Origin of the sequence: Saccharibacillus alkalitolerans (genome assembly GCF_011090185.1) — a bacterium.
GTDB lineage: Bacteria > Bacillota > Bacilli > Paenibacillales > Paenibacillaceae > Saccharibacillus > Saccharibacillus alkalitolerans.
Genome location: NZ_JAAFGS010000002.1, coordinates 510,954 through 533,803, shown reverse-complemented (window position 1 = coordinate 533,803; position 22,850 = coordinate 510,954). Strand labels below are relative to the sequence as shown.

Below are 22,850 nucleotides of genomic sequence, written 5' to 3'. Positions count from 1 at the left end.
AGGTCCTCTCATTTAAGTTATGTTTGCTCACATAAAATGATTATATCTCCTTTTTTTCGTCTCTTCAATTCTTTTCGAAACGTATTTGACTCTCTTTTTGGATATGTATCCTTCTTTTGTGATAGGTTAAATCACATAATCGTCTCCATCAAGGCATAGAAATAAGAAGGGTCGCCGGTATTGAAGTAGTTATACCAAGCCTCCAACGTTTCCGGACTGAACAGTTCCAGCAGCGCGATGACTTCGCGGGCCAGCAGGAGTCCGCCCGAAGCGCCGGTAGTGATCAGATTGCCGTCCGTCACGATCTTTTCGTCCCGGTAATAAGCGGAGCCTCGGTACGCGGGGCAGAATAAATTCAAGTATTCCAACCCGTTGCTCGTATGCGGACGGTTATCCAATATGCCGTGATTGGCCAGCGCCGCGGTTGCTCCGCATATGGCGGCCGCCCTGCCCCCCGCATTCAGCAGTTTTTCGGTTTTTTCGATAATCGGCAGATGTTCGGGATCTTCCCAAGTATTCGCGCCGGGCAGGAGCAGAATAGCGGAAGTCTCGTGCGTGACCTCCTCGACCGTCAGATCGGGCTGAATCGTCATGCCTCCCATCGTGGTGATCGGACGTTTGGAAGCTCCGACCGTTTTGACGGGCAGGCGGCTGCCGCGATGTTTGAAATATTGTCCCGAGTTAAGCTGCGCGGTGACCATTCCCAGTTCCCAATCGGCCATCGTGTCCAGCACGTAAGTATAAGCGTATTTCATGGCTCCTCCTTGGCGGTGCGTTTATTTGTCGAGCAGAGCCCAACCGTACAGCTTGAACATGGACAGCGTAATGTCGAGGATCGCGAAAAAAAGCGGCGGGAGCATTCCTTTCTTTTTCTCCTGGGACGCGCTTGACCGAAGCTTTGTTTCCCGGGTACGGTACATACAGAATACGATTTCGCCAAAGGAGCTTTTTTATGAACAAAACGATCGGAATGCTGGCTCATGTGGACGCGGGCAAAACGACGTTCGCCGAGCAGCTGCTTTACCATACGAACAGCATCCGCAGCCGCGGCCGGGTGGATCACAAGGACGCTTTTATGGACAATCACGAGATCGAGCGGGCGCGGGGCATTACCGTGTTCGCCGGGCAGGCGGTCATGCGGTATCGCGATTCGACGTATTACCTGCTCGATACGCCGGGTCACGCGGATTTCTCGGCCGAAATGGAACGCGCGCTGCGGACGATGGACTATGCGGTCGTGCTGCTCAGCGCGGTGGAGGGCGTCGAGGGGCATACGGAGACGGTCTGGCAGCTGCTGCGTCGTTACGGGATTCCGGCGTTCTTTTTCATCAATAAAACGGATCGGGAGGGCGCGGACGTCGAGCGGGTACTGGGCGAGATCCGCAGCCTGCTGACCGAAGACGCGGCGGAGATCACGGAATCGTTGAAGCCGGCCGGCTTCGAAGAAACGGCTTCCGCGGCTTCCGTAGAGAGAACGTTTATTCTCGACGATTCGCTTAAAACGTTCCTCGCGGAACGGGACGAAGCGCTGCTGGAAGACTACCTGGAAGACCGATTGACGCCGCGGCAGTGGACGGACTCCCTGATCGCCATGATCCGCGAGTGCCGCGTCTATCCGTGCCTGCACGGCTCGGCGCTGCTGGATAGCGGGGTGACGGACTTTTTGGACAAGTTCGACCGGCTGACCGTGACCGATTACGCGGCGCCGGAGCGTGCTGCGGAAGAAGCGTTCGCGGGACAGATCTACAAGATCGGGCACGACGAGAGCGGGACGCGGCTGACGTATATTAAGGCGCTGCGCGGTTCGCTGAGCGTGCGGGAATTCGCGAAATACCGGGGAGCGGGAAACGGCTTGCTGGAAGAAAAGGTCACGGGAATCCGTATTTACAGCGGCGATCGTTATACGCAGGCCGACCGGGCCCATGCGGGCGAGCTGTTTGCCGTGACCGGATTGACGGAAGCGCAGGCCGGAGCGGGAATCGGAGAACTGGCCGACGAACGCGTCCCGTTCGAGATGACGCCGACGCTGACGGCGGACGCGGCTTTTCCGCGCGAGCTGCCGGTCAAGGACGTGCTGCGGATCTTTCGCATGCTGGAAGCCGAAGATCCGGCGCTCGGCGTAGTATGGGAAGAAGAACTGCAGCAGCTCCATATCCGCATGATGGGCGCGATTCAGCTCGAAGTGCTGAGCAGCGTGCTGAAGGAACGGTTCGGGCTTGACGTTTCTTTTGGAACGCCGGAGATTTTGTACCGGGAAACGGTAGCGGCTCCGGTAACGGGCTACGGGCATTTCGAGCCGCTGAAGCATTATGCCGAGGTCCATCTGCGGATCGAGCCCGGCGAGCGGGGGAGCGGCGTCCTATTCGCGGATGCCTGCCATGCGGACGATCTGTCCGTCGGCTACCGCAATCTGGTCGGACAGCATGTGCTGGAGCGGGAGCATCACGGCCTGCTGACCGGTTCGCCGCTGACGGACGTCAAGGTCACGCTGCTGACGGGAAGGGCGCACAACAAGCATACGCACGGCGGAGACTTCCGCGAAGCGGCGCTGCGCGCGCTGCGGCAGGGGCTCGAGAAGGCGGACAACGTGCTGCTGGAGCCGTGCTATCGCTTCCGCATTCGGGCGGAGCTGGAACATATGGGCCGAGTGATGGCCGATGTGCAGCAGGCGCACGGCATCTTCGATCCGCCGGAGACGAGCGAGACCCATCTGCTGCTGATCGGCCTTGCGCCGGCGGCGACGTTCATGAATTACGGAACGGAGCTTGCTTCTTACACCCGCGGGAAAGGTCTGCTGAGTCTGACTTACGGCGGCTATCGTCCGTGCCACAACGCGGAAGAGGTGATCGCCCGGCGCGGATATGACAAGAACGCCGATCCGCTGTATACGTCTTCGTCGATCTTTTGCGCCAAAGGGGCGGGATATTCGGTGCCTTGGGACGAAGCGGAGGCGGCGATGCATTTGCTGTAACTCGATCATCCGGCCCGACTGGCCAGGGAAGGACAGTCGGGCTTTTCGAGGCAAAAAACTTACAAAATTTATCATATATTGTTGACATTTGCTTTAGATCAACCTAAACTTTTATACATAAAGCTGAAGTTAAAGCGCATACATAATTCGGGAGCTTTGGCGGAAGGCTTTAGGAAAGGAGGAGCGAAAGGAAGAAACGGCGGTTTTTGAAAGCGTTATCTATTTGGTTGGGATTACTCACACACGTACAGAAGGGCAGGGATAAACCGAAATGAAGCGCAAATTCGGCATTTTACTTATCGTGCTGACCGTTATGGCGGCAGCGCTCGGCGAAACTCGCAGTTATGCGGCCCATTGGGAATTAAGCGGCGATGTCGGCGTGCATGATCCTACGATCATCAAGGAAGGCAGCAGCTGGTACGTCTTTTCGACCGGCCCCGGGATTCAGGTGCTGCGTTCCGACGACGGCGCGAATTTCTATCGGGTTCCGCAAATCTTCTTGAACGCTCCGTCATGGTGGAAAACCCATGTTCCCAATCAGAATCCGATGGATGTCTGGGCGCCCGACGTCAAGTCGTATAACGGAAAAGTATGGCTCTATTATTCCGTTTCGACCTTCGGCAAAAACGTATCGGCGATCGGTCTTGCCTCGGCGAGCAGCGTCGGCGCGGGAAGCTGGAAAGACGAAGGAATGGTGCTGGCGACCAACGGCACGCAGGATTACAACGCGATCGATCCCGAGTTGGTCATCGACGCGAACGGCGATCCTTGGCTGGCCTTCGGTTCGTTCTGGAGCGGATTAAAGCTGACCAAGCTCGATAAAAATACGATGAAGCCGACCGGCAGCCTTTACTCGATCGCCCGGCGCACCATAAACGACGGAGCGATCGAAGCGCCTTCCATCACGTATCGAAACGGCTATTACTATCTGTTCGCTTCCGTTGACAAATGCTGCAGCGGAGTGAACAGCACGTACAAAATCGTGTACGGCCGTTCGAAAAACATTACGGGACCTTACGTGGATAAAAACGGCGTAAGCCTGATGAACAACGGCGGAACCGTTCTCGACTCCGGCAATGCCCGTTGGAAAGGACCGGGCGGTCAGGACGTCTACAACTCGAACCTTATCGTTCGCCACGCCTACGATGCCGAAGACGGCGGCAATCCGAAGCTGCTGATCAGCGACTTGATCTGGGATTCCGGCGGTTGGCCGAGTTATTGACGGTTCGGCCCTGCGGTTGCACGCTTTTCCGAAGCGCGTTATCCTTATGAGACAGATGCGGCGGCTTAAGGCTCCGCTCCGACAAATTCATAAGGAATCGAGCGATAAATCCATGATCACACTCAAAAGCGAACGCGAAATTCAACTGATGGACGCGGCCGGGGATCTCCTGGCGGCCTGCCATAAGGAAATTGCCAAAATGATCAAGCCGGGGATCACCACGATGGAGATCGACCGGTTCGTGGAGAAGTATCTGAAGCAGCACGGCGCCACGCCGGAACAAAAAGGCTATAACGGCTACGAATACGCCACCTGCGCGTCGATCAACGACGAGGTCTGCCACGGGTTCCCTCGCCGCCAGCCGCTCAAGAGCGGCGACATCGTGACGATCGACATGGTCGTCAACCTGAACGGCGGATTGGCCGATTCGGCCTGGACCTACGCGGTCGGCGACGTCTCGGAGGAGGATCGGCGCCTGATGGAAGTGACCCGCCGCGCCCTGGAACTGGGCATCGGGCAGGCCGTTGCCGGAAACCGGCTGGGCGATATCGGCTACGCCATCCAGAGCTACGTGGAAGGCGAAGGCTTCTCCGTCGTGCGAGAGTATACCGGACACGGCATCGGACCGACGATTCACGAGAAGCCGCAGGTGCTGCACTACGGCGAACCCGGCAAAGGCCAACGCCTGAAGGAAGGCATGGTCATCACGATCGAGCCGATGGTCAACGCGGGCGTCTGGCAGACGTCGCGCGACGACAACGGCTGGACGGCCCGCACGCAGGACGGCCGCAACTCGGCGCAGTACGAGCATACGCTGGCCATTACGAAGGACGGTCCGCGGATTCTGACGTCGCAGGACTAAGCGGCCGGCGCAAATCCGGGAAAAGAGCAGGGAGAAAGCGGGACTACCCGCCGACTCCCTGCTCTTTTTTTGATACGGTGAGAAGCGCGGGGGAAAGCGTCCCGATCAAGTTGACGGCCGTCCGCTTTCGTTCGCGCGATCTCGTACGATTCTCGCAGCCTGGGCATAATCCCGCGCGGGCGCGTCAAAAAGCCCTTTCCCGCCTGGGGAAAGGGCTTTGATTCAGAAGGAACGGGTTACATGCTTCCCGCGCTTCCGTCGGTCGGCTTGTCGCCCGTGCCGGAAGTGCGCATGGAATCCTGCACGTTCGATTTGACGTCGCGCGCCGCGGATACGGTATCTTCCTTGAGTTCTTTCACGGCGCCGAGCGTTTCCTTGACGACGCCCGTCACTTCCTGGCTCTTCTCGGCCAGCGCATGACCCTGCTCGTTGACCTGAGGGCCGACTTCGCGCAGAGCTTCCGCGGCGTCGAGCACCGTGTGGCGAATTTGCTCGCCCTTCTGGGTAGCGACGAGAACGGCGGCTCCGGCTCCGATCAGCGCACCTGCTGCGGCGCCGATCGCGGCTGTGGTAACAAAGGATTTTTCCATGGTTATAATCTCCCTTCGATTAAAATCTTTGTTCGTTATTACCCGGTTGGCGGAGCTTTTAACAGAAAGCGGTTCTAAAAAAGCTTGAGTCCGTTTATCGAGCGGATGGAATTATTCTATTTTTTACATAGAGATCGATTCGATAAAACCCCCTGTTAACAATTGACTGCTATGCTGGAACCCGACTGGAGAGGGGTTTCCAGAATACATAACGGGGAGCGAATCATGCTTAAAACCTGGGTACGCGCATTATCGGTAACGCTGGCTTTTGTTTTGCTGTTGGGAGTATTGAGTCCTGGATTGTCCGTTCGCCACGCGGCGGCGGCAGACGGCGCGCAGCCGAAGATTCTTCTGGCAGGAGGCTCGCAGTGGCAGTATCTGGATAACGGAACGCAGCCGCAAACGGTATGGCAGAGCGTCTACGAAGACGGAGCGTGGCAGTCCGGTCCGGCTCCGCTCGGATATAAAGAACCGGCCGACGAAGCTTTCTAAACCGCCGAATTCGGCGGTCTGAAGACTTCGACGGGATACGGAGCGATCCAAAGCCCGCAGGGCGAAACGGCTTACTTCCGCGCCGAAAAAACGCTGGACGCTTCGCAGCTTCAAGAACAAACGAAGTTCGAAGCGCAGTTCGGGCATTTCGGCGAAATCGTTTTCTATGTCAACGGTCAAGAAGTTTACCGAAGCGCATCCGGCGGAGCGGTTGAAGCGAGCGCCCTTCCGCGCGTCGATAAAGTCGATCTCACGGAAAAATTGCGGGGCGTCCTGAAAGAGGGCTCCAACGTGTTCGCGGCGGAAGTAAGCCGCGCGAACGGGTCCGACTTGTACTTCGACATGAGCCTGACCGCTCAAGCGCAGACGGAGACCCCGATCCCGGCGGGACGTCCGGAATCGATCACGCTGAACTTCAACGGCGACCCGTCCACGAGCATGGGCTTCGCCTGGTACGCGCCTAAGGACGTGACGGGAACCAAGCTTGAAGTGGTCGAAGCGGACCGACGCGTAAACGGAGCTTTCCCGGCCGAAGGCGTCATGACGTACGAAGGCACTTCCGTCACGACGGCGGTCTACGAGACCAAAGCCGACAAAGACGCGAAAAAAACTACCGAGTACAGCAGCCATAAAGTGGTGGCGAACAACCTGAAGCCGGGCACGACGTACGCTTACCGCGCCGGCGACGGAAACGAAGGCAACTGGAGCGGAATCTCCACCTTCACGACGGAAAGAGCGGGACGCGAAGATTTCGATTTCCTGTTCACGACCGATTCCCAAGGCACCACGCAAACCGATTTCAAAATTTGGAATACGGTGCTCCAAGCGGGACTGAACAAGTTCCCGAAATCGGAATTCGTGCTGATCTCCGGCGACGAGGTGGATAACGGAGACCGCGAAGAGCAGTGGAAATGGTTCTTCGGCGAAGCAAGCGAAATCTTGACGAAAATGCCGCTGATGCCGGTCGTGGGCAACCACGAGAGCAAAAACTACGACAATTTCGCGACCCATTTCAATCTGCCGAATCTGTCGGCTACGGGCGCCAAGCCGGACGGGTCGGTCTACGCGTTCGACTACGGCCCGGTGCATTTCATGGTGCTGAACAACGAATATTCGGGCAGCAGCTCCGACGCGAATATTCGCGACGTGTACGACAAGCAGGTTCAATGGCTGCGGAACGAAGCTTCGCGGACCGATCAGAAGTGGAAAGTGGTCGTCCAGCACAAGGCGCCTTATTCGGTGGCCAACCATGTGGACGATACGGACGTCAAATATTTCCGCGAAAACCTGACGAAAGTATTCGACGAATTGGATATCGACATGGTGCTGAGCGGACACGACCACACGTATACGCGCAGCTACCAAATGTACGATAACCGTCCGCTCACGGACATCGTGCCGGATCAAGACGGATTCGTCACGAATCCCGAAGGCACGCTGTACCTGATCACGAACGCGGCCGGCAAAAAGATGTACAAGATGAAAACGGACCGGACATTCGACTACGCCGCGAAATCCGGGCAGCCGAATCTGCCGATGTTCTCGGGCTTCCGGGTCACCGGCGACACGCTGAGCTACCAGACGTACACCGTCGATCCGGACAGCGGCGAGGCGGTATTCTTTGACCGTTACGGCATCCGCAAAACGGACGAAAGCGCGGAAAAGCCGCAGGTAAGCAAAGTGACCGCGACGTTCCACGGCGACAGCCGCACGTCGAGAGGCCTGACGTGGTATACGCCGCAGTCCGTGACGGGCAGCGACGTTCAGGTGACGGAGAACGGCGCTGACTTCTCGCAGGCGATTCCGTTCAAAGGCGACAGCTACATTTCGACCAACTCGCCTGAAGAGCGGGTGCACAAAGCCGTCGTATCCGGATTGAAAGCCGGAACGACGTACAGCTACCGCGTCGGCGACGCTTCCCGGGACATCTGGAGCCAAACGGGCACGTTCCGTACCGACGACGGCAGCAATTCGTTCACCTTCATCGATCTAGCCGATACCCAGGCGAAGGAAGAAGACGAAGCGGCGCTGTCGGCGGAGACGCTGGAAAAGGCGCTGCAAACGGTGCCGAACGCCGAATTCGTCGTGCATAACGGCGACATCGTCGACACGGGCACCAAAGAACTGCAGTGGGATTGGCTGCTGGGCCATTCGCAGGACAGCCTGATGCGGACAACGATCGCGCCTTCGGCGGGCAACCACGAAGACGAGAACTACGCGTTCATCGACCACTTCAACCTCGATACGCCGGAAGGTTCGGCAACCGAGACGGGCGCTTACTACTCGTACGATTACGGCAACGCGCATTTCATGGTGCTGAACTCGAACGAGAATTCGGAGACGTACGCCAACTTCTCCGTCGATCAGGTGGAATGGATGAAGCGGGACGCGCAGGCCGCCAAAGCGGCGGGCGCCCAGTGGATTATCGTCAATATCCACAAAGGCCCTTACACGACGTCCAACCACGCGACGGACAAAGACATCATCGGAGAAAACGGCGTACGCAAAAAGATCGCTCCGCTGATGGCGCAGCTCGATATCGACTTCGTGGTGCAAGGACATGACCACATCTATGCCCGCACCAAGCCGATCAAGAGCGACGGAACGGCCGGACAGGCTTCCGTCATCAAAGAATCCGTCGGCGGGCAGCAGGTGGAATACACGGTGAATCCGGACGGAACGATCTACATGATCCCGGCTACCGCCGGCGCCAAAGTGTATTACAAGAACAAAAAAGACGCGCTCGGCGACGCTTATTACAATCTGTTCGAGCGTGCCGAGGAGAACCATGCCGCCAAATACGGCCCGGACCCGTCGAATAATACCCGTCCGGTACGCGGACAGGTGCAGAACTTCGTCGCGATCACGATCGACGGCGGACGCTTGACGGCCACGACTTACGAAATCGATCAAAAGATCGACAATGCCGCTCCGTTCGTGATCGACCGGTTCGGCATTGTCAAAGAGACGCAGGCACCGGCACCGGCTCCGGGCGGAAGCGCGCCTTACGTGCCTGGAAATCCTGCGCCGACGTTCCCGGCTGCTTCGTCGCCGGCACCGGCCGCCCCGGCTCCGGCAGCGCCTACGCCTACGCCGGCGGCACCTGCGGCACCGGCGCCGAACGCTCCTTCGGCGCCTGCGGATAACGCGACTGCCATCCCGCAGCCGGCGCTGAACGATCTGGCCGGACACTGGGCGGAATCGGCGGTACGCCGAGCCGTAGCCGCCGGATTCGTCAGCGGCTACGCGGACGGAGACTTCCGTCCGAACGCCAAAGTCACGCGCGCCGAGTTCGTGACGATGATTGCCCGCGCGCTCGATCTGCCGACGCAAGCGGCACCTGCTTCCTTTGCGGACAGCGATCGCGTCGGAGCCTGGGCGGCGCCTCACGTGGCGGCCGCGGTCGAAGCGGGAATTATTAGCGGCTACGCGGACGGAACGTTCCGTCCGGGCAAAGCCATGACGCGCGCCGAACTGACCGCGACGATCGTCCGGGCGGCGAAGCTTCCGGTCGATCCGGCGGCGAAACTGTCGTTCCGCGACGCGGCGGACGTGCCGAAGTGGGCCGTGCCGTACATCGCGGCAGCGAACAAAGCCGGTCTCGCCGGCGGCACAGGCGGCGGACGTTTCGCTCCGAACAAGGAAGCGACCCGCGCCGAAGCGGTCAGCATGATTCTGGCGATGATGAACAAGTAAATTCGCTTCGCGCGGCAAACGTGTCGACGAATAAATGGAGACGAATAGATCGAAAGGAAACGGCTTTCCGTTTGCGAAGACCCATGAAGAAGCGCTTTCCCCGGCGCTTCTTCTTTTTTATGCCGAATTCCGCCGAGCCGAAAGTTGTGGCCGACCGAAACGCTATCTATACTGGGACTAGCGAGAGATCGAATACGAAGCAAGCGGAAAAAGGCAGCGAAGGAGTTTTCCATGAACATCGAACATAACAACCAAACGATCGAATTCCACGTCGAATACGCCAAACGCAAAAAAATATACGTTCAGCTCGATCCGAACGGCTTGGTCACGGTCAAAGCGCCGAACGGCATGCCGGAAGAGGCGATCCGCGAGGCCGTCGCGGGGCAGGCCGATTGGATCTTGGAGTCCCGGGCCAAACAGGAAAAAGCGCGCGAAGGCCCCAGACCGAAAGAATACCGCGAAGGCGGCGAAGGAGATTTCCTGCATTTGGGCCGCCGCTGCCGACTGGACGAGCTGATCGCCACGGAAGGGCGGACCGAAGAGCAGCTGCGCGCCGACTTGAAGAAGTTTTACTTTTCCAGCTGCAAAAAGGTCGTGAACGAGCGGATCGGCGCCTACGCCAAGCAGCTCAAAGCCGAACCGAAGTCGATCGAGATCATAGAATCCGCGACCAAATGGGGCAGCTGCGATTCGAAAAGAAGGCTCAATTTCAACTATCTGCTGGCGATGGCTCCCGTGTACGCAATCGACTACGTCATCGTGCACGAACTATGCCACATCCACCATATGAACCATGACCGCTCGTTCTGGCGCAAGTTGGGCAGCATCCTGCCGGACTATAAAGAGCGGGAAGCCTACCTCAACCGCTACGGGCATTTTATGGTCATGTGACGCTCCGGCATCGGGAGAAGACTAATCCGGGTGTACGCATTTGGGAAGGAGAGCTGACTTATGATAGCCGGGCAAAACGAATATGCCGCTCTGCCGAAGATCATCGAACGCGCGGGGCTCGAAGTCAACAGCCTGGTGCTGCTGCGCGGAGGCCGCTCCGTACTGGAATGGTACCGGAAGCCGTATCGGCGCGGCGTTCCGCAGCTGCTGTATTCGCTCAGCAAAAGCTTTACCTCGATCGCCGTCGGCATCGCCTGCGACCGGGGCCTGCTGAAGCTGGACGATCCGATCGTTTCCTTTTTTCCCGACAAGCTGTCTGCCGGCATCGGAGCCTCTCCGAATCTTGCGGCCATGAAGGTCCGCCATCTGCTGTCGATGACGGCGGGGCACGAAGGCGATATTTATCCCGCCGTCGTCTCGCGCGAGGATTGGGCGGCGGCTTTTCTGGAACAGCCCGTCGAGCGCGAACCGGGTACCCATTACCGCTACAGCACGCCTTCGAGCTATATGCTGTCCGCCGTTGTCGAACGCGTGTCGGGCATGAACCTGGTCGATTTCCTCATGCCGACGCTGTTCGATCCGCTGGGCATCGCCCGGCCGGCGTGGGAGGTCTGCCCGCTCGGCGTGACGGCCGGCGGAATGGGGCTGAGCCTGGCGACGGAAGACGTCGCGAAGGTCGGACAGATGCTGCTGGACGGCGGCCTCTATGACGGACGGCGCATCCTGTCGGCCGAATACGTCAAGCAGGCCTCTTCGGAACAAAGCGACAACCGCGCCGGCGTGGGGCCGGAGCGGATCGACTCGGCGCAGGGCTACGGCTTTCAGTTCCATTTATGCCGCTTCGGGGCGTATCGCGGCGACGGCTCGTTCGGGCAGTTGTGCCTGATCTCGCCGAAGCACGGTCTCGTGGCGGCCGCGGGCTGCGCCTTTCCGAGCATGGGCAAACTGCAGACGCTGCTGGACTTCATTTTCGAACTGTCCGGCGAAGCGCCGCCTCGCGTCGATCGGTCGGCCGAAGAAACGGATGCCGATCTTGAGGCGAAGGCGATATCCGGCGAATTCGCTTCCCGAATGCCGTTTATTCCGGGAGCCGTGTACGAACTTGAGGACAACCCGGCCGGACTGCTCTCCGTCTCTTTCCGTTTGACGAAAGGCGGACTGGAGCTGACGGCCGACTACGGCGGGGAAGACGAGAGAAGCGGCACGCTGCCGTTCGATTTCGGGCGGCCGCTGGAAGCGGAAGGCGTCTTCGTAAAAGACTTGTCCCTGCATCGTCAGCGTGTCGTGACCTCGGCCGAAAGCGCCGGGGAAGGGGAGCGGATTCTGCGGCTTACGATGCGGTATATCGAGACGCCTTACATCGCGGTTCATACGATCCGCGAAGCCGACGGAGGCATCGAATGGAGGTTCTCCCTTAACGTTTCGTTCGGCTTCAAGACTTATAAAGCGCTCGGACGAATGAACGGAACACGGGCGGAAATCCGGCATCCGAGCCGGCGTTAGGTTCCCCGCCGGCAGGAGATTGGTTACCGAATTTTAACCTCGAAGTGACAACGCGTGCGGATGCTGTCACTTTCGCGCTTCCGAAGTTTGTTATACTGGCGGCGAATGAGGAGGTTATCATCATGATGAAACGACACCGATTTTCGATAAATGCCGGCGGCTTGGCTTGCGTGCTTCTCGCGGGCAGTCTGCTGGCGGGCTGCTCCGCGCAGAGCGGGCTTGCCGGCACGGGAGCTTCGCCGCTGCCCGTATCGCCTTCTCGGACGGCTTACGAGCCGTCCGCCGCAGAAACGCCGGAGCCGGAAGCGAAAGCTGAATCCGGCACGCCTGCCGAACAAACGCAAACCCGCGAAACTTATCTGGACGACAGTCTGGCGGGCTGGAAAATAGAAGCTCAAATAAACGGCAAGTCCAATATCGACAATACGCTGTACGCCACACGGGACGGCGGCCAAGAGTGGAAAAAGATCGACGATTCCCGCAAAGGCTCTTTCCCTTCCGGTTCGGTGGGCGCCGTGCGATTCGCCGACGAACGGCGCGGATGGGTCTCGGTCGATACGCCGCAGGAAGGGAACCCGCTTCTGTTCGAGACCCGGGACGGCGGCTTATCCTGGAGCCCGACGGCACTGAAGATCCCGGCCGACTTCCGCACCGCCCGATTCCGGCCGAAAGCGCCGCTTCTGTTCTCCGGTACGGAGCTGGGCCTGTTTATCGCGCAGGCCGATTACGCAGCCGGCAGCGGAGAGGAAAATCCGCTGCTGTTCTACGTCACTTCGGACGGCGGCGAGACTTGGTCCGATCCGCTTCGGAGCGAGCAGGGGGAACTGCACGGATTAAGCTGGAAAACGAAGCGCCTCGCCGACGAGACCGGGCGCGCCTGGTCGATCACGATCGAAGGCCGAACCTGGACGTTCGAGCGCGGCGACGAGTGAGGCGGGAAGAAGATGTGACGGGAAGAAGAACGGAAGGAGCCGGATGCCGGTTCCTTTTTTTTGTCGACGCCTCGCCGAGCAGGAGGGTGCGCGGACTGCCTCGCGGCTTCGTTTTCGGCCTCCGGCGGACCGTATTCTTTTTCGCTTTCCTGTGATAAACTGGATCAAATTCGGTTTCGGGAGGTTGGGAAATGGAGCATTTCGGGCTGTTTGCGTTCATGTCGTTTCTGCTGATTCTGCTGCCGGGGCCGGACACCGGTCTGGCGACGCAGAATACGATGATTTACGGGCGAAAAGGCGGCGTCCAAACGGTATTGGGCAGCGCGGTCGGCACGCTGGCGCATACGTTTGCCGCCGTGCTCGGCCTGTCCGCGCTGATCGTGAAGTCGGCGCTGCTGTTTTCCGTTTTCAAATATGCGGGAGCGCTGTACTTGATCTACCTGGGCATTACGTCGCTGATCGCGCTGCGCCGGAACAAGGGCAATCCTGCGGCCGATCCGGATAACCGCCATCGAAACCGCTCGCCGCTCCTTCAAGGAATGCTGACGAACATGCTGAATCCGAAGGTCGCCGTCTTTTTCCTGACGTTCCTGCCGCAGTTTCTCGCCGCCGGCGCGGAACCGCTGGTGCCGTTCCTGCTGATGGGCTTGACCTATACGGTCATGACGGTAGTCTGGATGTTCTTCTACGTCTGCCTGCTGGATCGGATCGGCGCCTGGCTCAAGCGTCCGTCCGTGCGCGGCGCGATGCAGGGCGTGACCGGTTTCGTGCTGCTGGGCTTCGGCGTGAAATTGGCGCTCGAGCGGCGTCCGTAGATCGACTCGGCGATTCGCGGCGAGCCGAAAAAAGACACGGGGATGGGAATCCCCGTGTCTTTTGCGTATCTCGCTTGCGATCTTTTCGTCCGCGCTCGTCCGCCGGTGAGGTTATGCGTCCAGCCGCTTGGTCTCCCCCGCGCCGATCTCGATCGCCTGTCCGTCGGCCGTCACCCAGACGGATACGGCCGACGGATTGCGCACCATCGCCCCGCTGACCGAAAACTCCAGCCTTTGCAGGGCATCCAGATAATCCGCGATTTCGATATTCGTCGCGTACCAGATGTCTTCCCGTCCGGAAATGCCGGCGCAGAATTCTTCGATCTCCTGCCAGTTGTCGTCGTTGTCGAATTCGTAGCTGTGGCCCCAGACGTACAGCAGCGCCAGATTGGCGTAGTGGGCGGGCGGATCGAGCTCCAGAAACTTTTGTCCGTACTCGCGCATCTGCTTGTGATGGCAGGTCGGGTGCCAGGTCAGCGGCCGCCGGGGCACCGCGAATTCGCCGGTCGAACGGACCGTGCGGCAGTAGCGGATGCCGAGCGATCCGATCGCTTCCGCGACTTCCTCCGTATAGGCGCCGTAGGGGTAAGACATGCCCCGCACGGGATAGCCCGCCAGTTCCTCCAGGGCGCCGCGGTCGTCCATCACTTCCATGATCAGGCGCTCCCGCGGAATCCGTTCCAGAAACGGATGGTTGACGGTATGCGCGGACACTTCGTGCCCCGCGTACAGCGCCGACACTTCCTCGTACTTGACGTAGCCGGGTTCGTCGAACTTGCCGGAATTGAGGTGGAACGTCGCCTTAAGGCCGTGCCGATTGAAGATCTCGACGAGCCGCCGGTCCTGGGTGCGTCCGTCGTCGTAGCTGAACGTCAGCGCTTTGTGCCGTCCGCCGGGAAAAAGGTTCAATACAAGATTCATGCTCTGCCCCCTTGTTCGGTGTGACCCGGGTATTTCGCGGCGATTTCCGCTGCGGGATTTCCGCGATTCCACGAATAGAATACGCTTACAGCATGCCGCGGTCAATGCCGTCTAAGGCCCGCAGGCGGGTCTTTGCATAAAAAAACGGCCGTGAGCCTCGCATTCTTTCGTTCAGCGGGTACAATAACGGTAAGAGGAAGACGGCGAGCCGGCGGACGCATGCGGCAGCCTTCTTTCATTCAAACGAAACGGGAGGGATCGCCCATGTGGAGACTGTTTTTCGGTCCGAAGGAAAAAAAAGGGCCAAAACGCCATGTGCCGACTCAGGAAGAGCTCGAGGAAATCTGGTACCGCTACTTTTACGAAACGCATCCCCGGCTCGAATTGAAGGAATGGGCCGGCCGCCTGCGGGTATTCCGGTTCTGCCGGGCCAATGCCGACCAGACGGGCGACCGTGACCGGCTGATGGCGGCGTTCCGCGTTTCCTCGCGGGAAGAGCTGGAGAAGGTATGCGGACAGCTGGGCATTACGCTGGAAGAACTGCCGGAAACGGACGAAGCGAGCGCGGCCGCCGATCGGTTCCGCATCCCCAATCATCCGAACCTGCGCCAGCCTGGCCATCTTCGTCTGTTCGGCCTGCCGGCGCACGTCTGGGTACGGCGGGATAAGCTCGTCGTGACGATCTCCGATGCCGACAAGCCGTCCGACGTGACGCCGCGGACGGTCAAAGCGGTGGAAGGCCTGGAAGCGAAGCTCGGCGAATTGGCCGAACGAGCCGTCGATCCGCCGCTGAACGACAAGCACTGCCTCAGCCCGAAATTTTATCCCGAGCTGTTCGAACGCTAAGCGGCGCGGCATAAATTCCTTTTCCAACCCTGGGCGTCATGGTAAAATACATCAGTTCGTTCACACCGGCAACCAAGCATTAGGGGGAAAAAGAAAGCATGATTCTTGCACCGCGCATTTACGCTACCATTCAGCATTTGTTTATGAAAGGCATCATCGAGACGGTCGAGCTCCGGGAAAAGCCCGAAAGCGAAGAAGAGGGCAAGCGGACGTATCTGCTGACCGCGGACGGAAAACCGAAATACGCGCTGCGCATGGACGCGCCCGAAAATATCGCCATGGCCGAGCAGCTGTACAAAGCTTATCCGGACAGCCCGCTGCTGCCGAAGCTGCTGTATGCCGATCCGGTCAAAGGTTATCTGGTCCAGCCTTACGTCGACGGAACGGCGGGGGGCGAAGCCGCGGACCGGGGATCGAAAAAAGTCTGGCTGCCGCAGCTCGTCGACGAGCTGCTGAACCGCTACGAAGCGGACGAGGCGGGAGGCAAATGGGGAAGGCTGACCGAGCCCTGCTCGTCCTGGAGCGAATTTAACGAGCGGGAGCTGTCGAAAGCCCGGGAGAACTTGAACGGCCTGCAGCCGGCGGAAGACTGCGAGCGAGTGGCGCTGCTGCTCGAGCCGCTGGCGGAAGCCGGAGGCAAATACCTGCTGCACGGCGGCATGGATGCGCGCAGCCTCGTGTTCCGCAAGGCGGAGCTGGTCGGGGTGCTCGAACCGAAGCCGACGGCCGGACCGGTGCTGTACGATTTTGTGCAGGCCTTCTGCTCGACGCCGGACGACCTGTCGCTGGAAGTGCTGTTCGGCGCCTACTCGGGGCTCGGCATCCAAACGGCGGATCAGGAGCGGCTGGTGCAGGAAGCGCTGCTGCGCCTGTACTGCCGGATGGGCGTGTGCGCCGCGGAGAACGGAAGCGAGCTGCCGGAATATCTGGCCGCCTGGCAGTTCTGGCGGATGCTGCTGCCGGAAGCGTAAGCGGAAGGGGAATCGGCCGCGCGGAAACGGAAGATGAAGACAAGGAAGCGGAGACCGCGATGCGGCCCGCTTCTTTTTTTTGCGTTGACAACGGGACAATCCGGCATTAACATCTAATTTAACAAATAACTAATTAGATTTTTGTTAAATTAGATAGGGGGAAGGAAGAGCTCTCTTTCCCCCGGCTGGAGGAGAAGCGAACATGATTGAACGGGAAACAGCGGAAACAAACGAAAATCCCAAGCCGGAATCGCTCCCGGAGGCGCTGCGCAGGCAGAGGGACTCGGTCATCCGGAATTTTTTGGACAAGGAAGGCCGGCTGAAAAGCATTCCGTCGCAGTTGAAGAAAAAGTTGATCGTGCTGGAGCATCTGACAGGCAAGCTGGAGCCGGACCGCCCGTACTCGGAGAGCGAGATCAACGCGTTCATCCGCCTGTATCATGACGATTACGCGACGATTCGGCGGGAATTCATCGTGCAGGGCTTCATGACGCGGGAAAACGAAATTTACAGGCGAACCCCGGCGGCTTCGGCCCGCCGCTGGGAAGAACTGTCGTAAGGGGGGGCGGGATGAACGAACTGCTGAAGGTAATGAAAAGCGAGCCGGCCTACCGCAAGCTGGCGGCGGCCAACTTCGTCAGCGGGATCGGCGACTGGTTCAGCAGCGTGGCGATTCTGAGCCTGCTGCTTCAACTGACCGGCTCCGGCATGGCGGTCGGCATTACGCTGGCCGCAAGGACGCTGCCGTTTCTGGCCATGGGACCGATCGGCGGCATGCTCGCCGACCGTCGGAACAAAAAGGCGATTCTCGTCGTTTCCGATTTCTCGCGAATCGGGCTGGCGCTGTCCCTGCTGCTGGTCGACTCGCCGGATCGGGTCTGGATCGCTTACGCCGCGACGGTCGGGCTGGTCGTGTTCTCGGCGCTGTCGCTGCCGGCCAGGCAGGCGCTGATTCCGCGCATCGTGCGCGCCGAAAATTTGCAGGCTGCCAACGCCTTCGATCAGAGCCTGGCGGGCATGAACATGACGCTCGGCGCGATGCTCGGCGGCGCGGCCAGCGCGGCATTCGGGCCGCAGTGGTCGTTTCTGCTGAACGCGGCGACGTTTCTGGCGTCGGGGCTGCTGGTTTGGCGCATGCCCTACGGGGAGCCTGGGCAGGAGGAGGGGCGCAACGCGCAATCGCCGAAAGGCGCCGGACGGAACGTCCGGACCGCAAGGGGCGAACAGGCCCGGCAGATCGGACGCGCCCGAGAGGCCGAGCAGATCAGAAAGGCCGAGCAGGCCCGAAGCGAGTCCGACTTCTGGAAAACGTTCCGGCGTTTGGCCTTGATGAGGGTCGTCGCCGTGCAGTCGGTCGCCTGGCCGATCGGCGGCGGAGCGATCAACGTGCTGATCAGCGTGTACGGGTATCAGGTGTTCGGCGCGGGGGACCGGGGAGTCGGGCTGCTGTACGGCTGCCTGGGGATCGGTTTTATTCTGGGGGGCCTGCTGGCGCCTTATTTTAAGCGCTGGCCGGTGCAGGTGTTGATTGCGGGCGCCGCGGCGGAAGGGCTGGCCCATATTCTGGTCAGCGCCGCGCCGAATCTGGCGCTCGGCGGCGCCTTCATTCTGCTGGCGACGCTCGGCGGAGGGGTCGGCAACACGGCGCTGGCGACGCTGATCATGCGCGCCGTGCCGGAACGGGTCCACGGGCGGGCATTCGCGTTGAACGAGACGCTGTCGAACGTCACGATGGGCGTGTCGATGCTGGCCGCCGGCGTCTTGTTGGATGTTCTGCCCGCTAGGACGATCGGTCTGGGAGCCGGCCTGCTGATCGTCTTGTCCTGCATCCCGGCGCTGACGCTGCTGCCGCAGAGGCGGGAGCTGAATGCCGCAGCGGGGTCCGCGCGGCCGCAGCCTCAATCTTGAATACGCGGAGGATAAACATGGACATCACGTTTTGGCTGATTCGCCACGGTTTGAAGGAGGCGTCGATGGGCGACGTGCCGCTGACGCCCGAAGGCGTCCTGCAGGCGCGGGCCGCCGCCTATGCGTTGAAAGACCGTCCGCTCGCGGCGGTCGTGACCAGTCCGCTGCGGCGCGCGCGGGAAACGGCGGCCTTTGTGGCCTCGGCATCCGGGCGGGAAGCCCAAGTGGATAGCCGGCTGCGCGAGCGCGCGAACTGGGGCGACGTGCCCGGGCAGACGTTCGGGGAATTCGCAGCGGTCTGGGACCGCTGCACGAAAGACCCCGATTATGTCCCGCCCTGCGGCGGAGATTCGGTCCGTCTGGCGTCGGCGAGGCTGGGTGCCGCTCTGCGGCACTGGGCGGGCTTATGCGCTCCGGGCGGCGAGATCGCTTTCGTCACGCACGGCGGACTGATCACCGATTTTCTGGCCTGCACGTTCCCGGAAGCGGAGCTGAATGCCGTTTGCCCGAACTTTGCCGACGAGCAGAGCGGGCTTGTGCCGGAATGCTCCTTGACCGAGCTGATCGCCGGGACAGGCGGAACGTTCCGCCTGGGCGTTTTCGCGGACGTCCGCCATCTCGGCCGCGATTAGAGGTTTGGCAGCTTCGGCAGGGAGCGTCCGTCAAGGTTGCTTCCTCTGCCGGATTCATGCTCTAATTGGGGAAGAAACGGAATCAACCCGAGAGGAGTTCGGTTGGCATGCAATTGGAGAAACTGGTCGCTTACCACAAGGCGCTGGCCGATCCGACGCGGATTCGGATGCTGATCCTGCTCAGCGAAGGCGAGCTGAACGGGCAGGCGCTTGCCCAGCGGCTGAGCGTCACGCCGGCGACGATTACCCATCACGCGTCGAAGCTGCGGGCGGCGAGCCTGATCCGGGAGCGGCGGGACAAAAATACGATTTATTTTTCGCTCGACGATTATTTTATCCGCAGCAGCGGCTCGGCCACGGCCGAATTGATCTACCGGCGCGGAGCGGAAGCTTCGGAAACGGCAGCCGATTCGGAGATGCTGGAGCAGCGGGAGAAGACGAAAGCTTCCGTGCTGAAAAGCTTCTTCGCCGCCGACGGCCGTCTGAAAAGCATTCCGGCCCAGCTCAAAAAGAAGCTGATCGTGCTGGAGGAGATGGTCCGCCGGCTCGAGCCGGGACGCAAATACGAGGAGCGGGAGATCAACGACTTTATCAGAACGTTCCATGACGACTTCGCCACGCTGCGTCGGGAATTCATCATGCATCAATACATGTTCCGCGAAAACGGCATCTACGAGCTGAACCCGCCGGAATTGTGGGAGCGTTGGGAGACGCTGAAATAAAGCGAGGCCTGCGTGCGGCGCCCGTTTGCGATGCGAATACCGCAAGGGTGCTCCGCGTGGATTCCCGAGCGGCTTATGGTTTTAACGGAATCAGCAGACGCTTAGCGGGCATTTGGAGCGGCGGGGAAATTTTAACGGATCCAGGTGACGCTTAGAGCAGAAATCAGCTGATTTTTGGCGGAAAAAGAGGCTGGGCGAGCGGCTAACGGACATGCGATCCGTTAAAATCGCGGAGAGGCTTGATTTGCCGGTCTAAGGGACATAGAATCCGTTAGCCGAGCCGAGCCGAGCCGAGCCGAGCCGAGCCGAGCCGAGCCGAGCCGAGCCGAGCCGAGCCGAGCCGAGCCGAGCCGAGCCGAGCCGAAGGCCGCCGCTGCGGGCAGGCTGCCGGGCTTCCGCCGGCGGTCGCATGCTCGCCGGACAAATCCCCGATTCTGCACAAGGGAACACCCGCGAAAAAAGAAGCTGCAGGGCATTTGCCCGGCAGCTTCTTCGCAGTATACGCTTTCGCAGCACGGCGCGCTTCTTCGCTCAGCGTTTCTCCTTCGGAGGACGCGTCGCCCACAGGATCCACCAGATGAACAGAGGCTGCACCAGCAGACGGAGCCACAGGTAGATCGGCGGCGTGTAGTGCTGGCCCGGCATCGGAATGTTCATGATGGCGGAATAGATGTTGGCGGGGAAGATCGCGATCAGGAAGATCGCGATGATGATGCCCATCTTTTTGCGGATCGGCGGCACGAACAGCAGGATCGCCAGAATCCATTCGACCACGCCGGAGATCCAAACAATCCATTTGCGCAGCGGCACGAAGTCGGGCAGCATGGCGGCGAATCCGATCGTTTCCTGAAAATGATAAATGCCCGCCGCCACGAACAGCAGGGCGAACAGGATGCGCCCGATCGTGCGCGGGACGGTTGTCGGGGGATTGCGGTCGTTCATCGCATTCAGCTCCTTTTCGATGGATGGGTCCGGATACGGTTGCAAGTTTTCGTCAGGCAAGGATGCGAATACCTGTTATTACCCGCCTGCCGCCTTGCGTACACCGCGAAGGGGAAAAAGCCCGGTCAAGCGGCGCAACACGGATGGCGGCACGCAAAAAAACGGAAGGTCCGCGCAGCGTTCGCCGGCGGAAGCCTTCCGCTTTTTTTAAGTTGGAATCCGGGCTGCCGCCCCTTGCTTTAAGACGCCGTGCCCGTCACGTTCGAGCCGTTTTTAACGATCGTATACGTGATTTTCTCGCCGCTCCAGAAGTGGAACGTCAGCTTGACCGTGCCGTCGTTCGTTTCGTTGAAGAACGCCGGCTGCAGCTTGATGCTGCTCGCGGTCGGGCTGAATGCCGTTTCAAATTCCTTGAACGTCGTCCAATTCTGCGGGCCGGCGCTGCCGCCGCTCGCGTAGACGGCTTCCATCGTGGCCAACTGGTCGCCGTTGAACGCCGTCGGAATCGAGAACGAAGCGGTCGTGCCGCTCGAGTTCGACAGCTTCGGCGTCTGCTGGAGCACGACGTTGAACTTCCAGTCCGCGCCGCCGCTGAATTTGGCCGTAATGACCGCGCTCTTGCCGAGCGTGCCCGACGAAGTCAAGCGCGACAGCAGGGAGGCCTTGAACGTCAGCGTGCTGCCGCTCAGCGAGTAATCCGTGCCGGATTTAAGCGCCGTGCCGTTTGCCGTCAGCGAGGAGAGCGCGCGGCCGTTCAGGTTGAGCGTCACGCTCTTGTCCTGCGCGGCAGCTCCTTTTTTGACATAGACCAGGTCGCTCGAAGCCGTGGCGGAACGTCCGCTCCAGCTCGCCTTGACGATGTTGAACAGATCGGCGTCGGACCATTTGTAGGTCGTGCGGTTGAAATGCTGACCGTTGTCCCACAGCATGGACGCGATCTGTTTTTGTTTCAGGTAATGGCCGATGTATTCGAAAAATTTCAGCTTCTCGCCCTGCTCGATGACGCCGGTGTTTTTGTCGAAGCCGAGCAGGCCGTATTCGCCAACGATGACCGGAATGCCTTTGGCCACGAAAGTGTTGTAGACATTGTCGAAGGTCGTCGTGATGTCGTTTTGCACTTCGGCGTTAAATGTCGTGTAGCCGGCGATGTTCACGCTGAACGGCCAGAAGCCGTAGTAGTGAACGGTCGCGATGATGTTTTTGTCGTTCCATTTGGAGATCGCGTTATAGGTGGCCGTCATGCGTTCCTGCGACGGCGAAGCTTCCAGCGTCGAGATGACGAGCGGACGGGCCGCGTTGCCGCCGCCGGAAGCGCGAACGATCCGATGAAAAGAATCGTTCAACTCGTTCAGCAGCGCCTGCTGCTTGGCTTCGTCGGTCGTGCCGCCGTCGGTGAAGCGAGGCTCGTTGACGCTTTCGAACATCAGCTTGTTCGGGCTGTCTTTGAAAGCATTTGCGATCTGCGTCCAGACCGCGTTGTAGCGGGCGAGGGTTTGGGTACGGTTGCTTTCCATCTTGCTGAGCCAGACCCACGAGTCGTGGTGCACGTTGACCATGACATAGAGGTTCGCGTCGAGCGCCCACTGGGTCACTTCCTTGACGCGAGCCATGTAGGCGGGATCGATCGCGTAGTTCGGCGCTCCGCCGATATGGGCATCCCAGGTTACCGGGATCCGAATGCTTTTATAACCCTGGGCGGCGATGCCCTGAATGAGTTCCTTCGTGACGCGGGGATTGCCCCAGGCCGTCTCGTCGGCGCCTACGGCATCGAGCGAGTTGCCCAGGTTCCAGCCCGGCTGCATCGCTTCGACGTAAGATTGCATGGCGCTCTGCGGAGCGGCGGCCGATGCGGGGGAAGAGACAGGCAGCAGCGAGAACAGCAGCGCGGCGGCGAGCGCCAACGCGGCGAACGGTCTGACGGATCTTTTTCTCAT

The 22,850-nt window shown here is 60.0% G+C and carries 20 protein-coding genes; 15 read left to right on the top strand and 5 right to left on the bottom strand.

Translation table 11 applies throughout. From position 1 onward, the window contains the following. Window positions 1–131 precede the first annotated feature (131 nt). Window positions 132–755 carry a DJ-1/PfpI family protein gene (locus GYN08_RS07865; RefSeq protein ID WP_166273631.1) on the bottom strand — a complete coding sequence of 208 codons (624 nt, stop codon included), beginning with the start codon at window positions 753–755 and terminating at the stop codon, window positions 132–134. 197 nt (window positions 756–952) lie between these two features. Here GYN08_RS07865 and GYN08_RS07860 point away from each other — a divergent pair, with 197 nt between their 5' ends. The 3 genes from GYN08_RS07860 to map all read left to right on the top strand — a co-directional run bounded on the left by GYN08_RS07860 (window position 953) and on the right by map (window position 5,055). Beyond that, complete coding sequence (locus GYN08_RS07860; protein ID WP_166273630.1) at window positions 953–2,971, top strand: elongation factor G; 2,019 nt, start codon at window positions 953–955, stop codon at window positions 2,969–2,971. A gap of 271 nt (window positions 2,972–3,242) precedes the next feature. Continuing rightward, entirely contained in the window at window positions 3,243–4,193 is a 951-nt protein-coding gene (locus tag GYN08_RS07855; RefSeq protein ID WP_166273629.1) for a glycoside hydrolase family 43 protein, read from the top strand. A 112-nt stretch (window positions 4,194–4,305) separates the two neighbouring features. Beyond that, window positions 4,306–5,055 (top strand): type I methionyl aminopeptidase, encoded by a 750-nt coding sequence (gene map / locus GYN08_RS07850; protein WP_166273628.1) that lies wholly within the window; start codon window positions 4,306–4,308, stop codon window positions 5,053–5,055. 236 nt (window positions 5,056–5,291) lie between these two features. Here map and GYN08_RS07845 read toward each other — a convergent pair whose 3' ends face one another. Then, window positions 5,292–5,645, bottom strand: a complete 354-nt coding sequence (locus GYN08_RS07845) for a YtxH domain-containing protein (protein WP_166273627.1) — start codon at window positions 5,643–5,645, stop codon at window positions 5,292–5,294. Window positions 5,646–5,870: 225 nt separating this feature from the next. Between GYN08_RS07845 and GYN08_RS07840 the strand changes: the two genes are divergently transcribed. The 6 genes from GYN08_RS07840 to GYN08_RS07815 all read left to right on the top strand — a co-directional run bounded on the left by GYN08_RS07840 (window position 5,871) and on the right by GYN08_RS07815 (window position 13,974). After that, window positions 5,871–6,137 (top strand): hypothetical protein, encoded by a 267-nt coding sequence (locus tag GYN08_RS07840; protein ID WP_166273626.1) that lies wholly within the window; start codon window positions 5,871–5,873, stop codon window positions 6,135–6,137. 291 nt (window positions 6,138–6,428) lie between these two features. Next, on the top strand, window positions 6,429–9,833 hold the full coding sequence (locus GYN08_RS07835; protein WP_166273625.1) for an S-layer homology domain-containing protein: 3,405 nt from the start codon (window positions 6,429–6,431) through the stop codon (window positions 9,831–9,833). A gap of 231 nt (window positions 9,834–10,064) precedes the next feature. Then, window positions 10,065–10,724, top strand: coding sequence for a M48 family metallopeptidase (locus tag GYN08_RS07830; RefSeq protein WP_166273624.1), 660 nt, complete (start codon window positions 10,065–10,067; stop codon window positions 10,722–10,724). A 60-nt stretch (window positions 10,725–10,784) separates the two neighbouring features. Further along, window positions 10,785–12,227 carry a serine hydrolase domain-containing protein gene (locus tag GYN08_RS07825; RefSeq protein ID WP_166273623.1) on the top strand — a complete coding sequence of 481 codons (1,443 nt, stop codon included), beginning with the start codon at window positions 10,785–10,787 and terminating at the stop codon, window positions 12,225–12,227. Between the two features lie 122 nt (window positions 12,228–12,349). After that, a complete protein-coding gene (locus tag GYN08_RS07820) occupies window positions 12,350–13,159 on the top strand; it encodes a WD40/YVTN/BNR-like repeat-containing protein (protein WP_166273622.1) in 810 nt (269 codons plus the stop codon). Window positions 13,160–13,350: 191 nt separating this feature from the next. Beyond that, entirely contained in the window at window positions 13,351–13,974 is a 624-nt protein-coding gene (locus GYN08_RS07815; RefSeq protein WP_166273621.1) for a LysE family translocator, read from the top strand. A 111-nt stretch (window positions 13,975–14,085) separates the two neighbouring features. Here the strand turns inward: GYN08_RS07815 and GYN08_RS07810 are convergent, their stop codons facing one another. Next, window positions 14,086–14,895 (bottom strand): polysaccharide deacetylase family protein, encoded by an 810-nt coding sequence (locus GYN08_RS07810; protein ID WP_166273620.1) that lies wholly within the window; start codon window positions 14,893–14,895, stop codon window positions 14,086–14,088. Window positions 14,896–15,159: 264 nt separating this feature from the next. Here GYN08_RS07810 and GYN08_RS07805 point away from each other — a divergent pair, with 264 nt between their 5' ends. The 6 genes from GYN08_RS07805 (at window position 15,160) to GYN08_RS07780 (ending at window position 19,974) form a co-directional block, all read left to right on the top strand. Beyond that, on the top strand, window positions 15,160–15,741 hold the full coding sequence (locus GYN08_RS07805; RefSeq protein WP_166273619.1) for a hypothetical protein: 582 nt from the start codon (window positions 15,160–15,162) through the stop codon (window positions 15,739–15,741). 98 nt (window positions 15,742–15,839) lie between these two features. Further along, entirely contained in the window at window positions 15,840–16,712 is an 873-nt protein-coding gene (locus GYN08_RS07800; protein ID WP_166273618.1) for a hypothetical protein, read from the top strand. A gap of 202 nt (window positions 16,713–16,914) precedes the next feature. Beyond that, window positions 16,915–17,271 carry a DUF2087 domain-containing protein gene (locus GYN08_RS07795; protein ID WP_166273617.1) on the top strand — a complete coding sequence of 119 codons (357 nt, stop codon included), beginning with the start codon at window positions 16,915–16,917 and terminating at the stop codon, window positions 17,269–17,271. Between the two features lie 11 nt (window positions 17,272–17,282). Beyond that, window positions 17,283–18,620, top strand: a complete 1,338-nt coding sequence (locus GYN08_RS07790) for an MFS transporter (RefSeq protein WP_166273616.1) — start codon at window positions 17,283–17,285, stop codon at window positions 18,618–18,620. Between the two features lie 17 nt (window positions 18,621–18,637). Then, window positions 18,638–19,252 (top strand): histidine phosphatase family protein, encoded by a 615-nt coding sequence (locus GYN08_RS07785; protein ID WP_166273615.1) that lies wholly within the window; start codon window positions 18,638–18,640, stop codon window positions 19,250–19,252. 107 nt (window positions 19,253–19,359) lie between these two features. Further along, the gene (locus GYN08_RS07780; protein WP_166273614.1) at window positions 19,360–19,974 is read left to right on the top strand and encodes a DUF2087 domain-containing protein; all 615 of its coding nucleotides are present in this window, start codon (window positions 19,360–19,362) and stop codon (window positions 19,972–19,974) included. Between the two features lie 531 nt (window positions 19,975–20,505). Here the strand turns inward: GYN08_RS07780 and GYN08_RS07775 are convergent. Both GYN08_RS07775 and GYN08_RS07770 read right to left on the bottom strand, forming a co-directional pair. Then, window positions 20,506–20,916, bottom strand: coding sequence for a DoxX family protein (locus tag GYN08_RS07775; protein ID WP_166273613.1), 411 nt, complete (start codon window positions 20,914–20,916; stop codon window positions 20,506–20,508). Window positions 20,917–21,155: 239 nt separating this feature from the next. Then, window positions 21,156–22,850: a cellulase family glycosylhydrolase gene (locus GYN08_RS07770; protein WP_166273612.1), complete on the bottom strand. Its 1,695-nt coding sequence runs from the start codon at window positions 22,848–22,850 to the stop codon at window positions 21,156–21,158.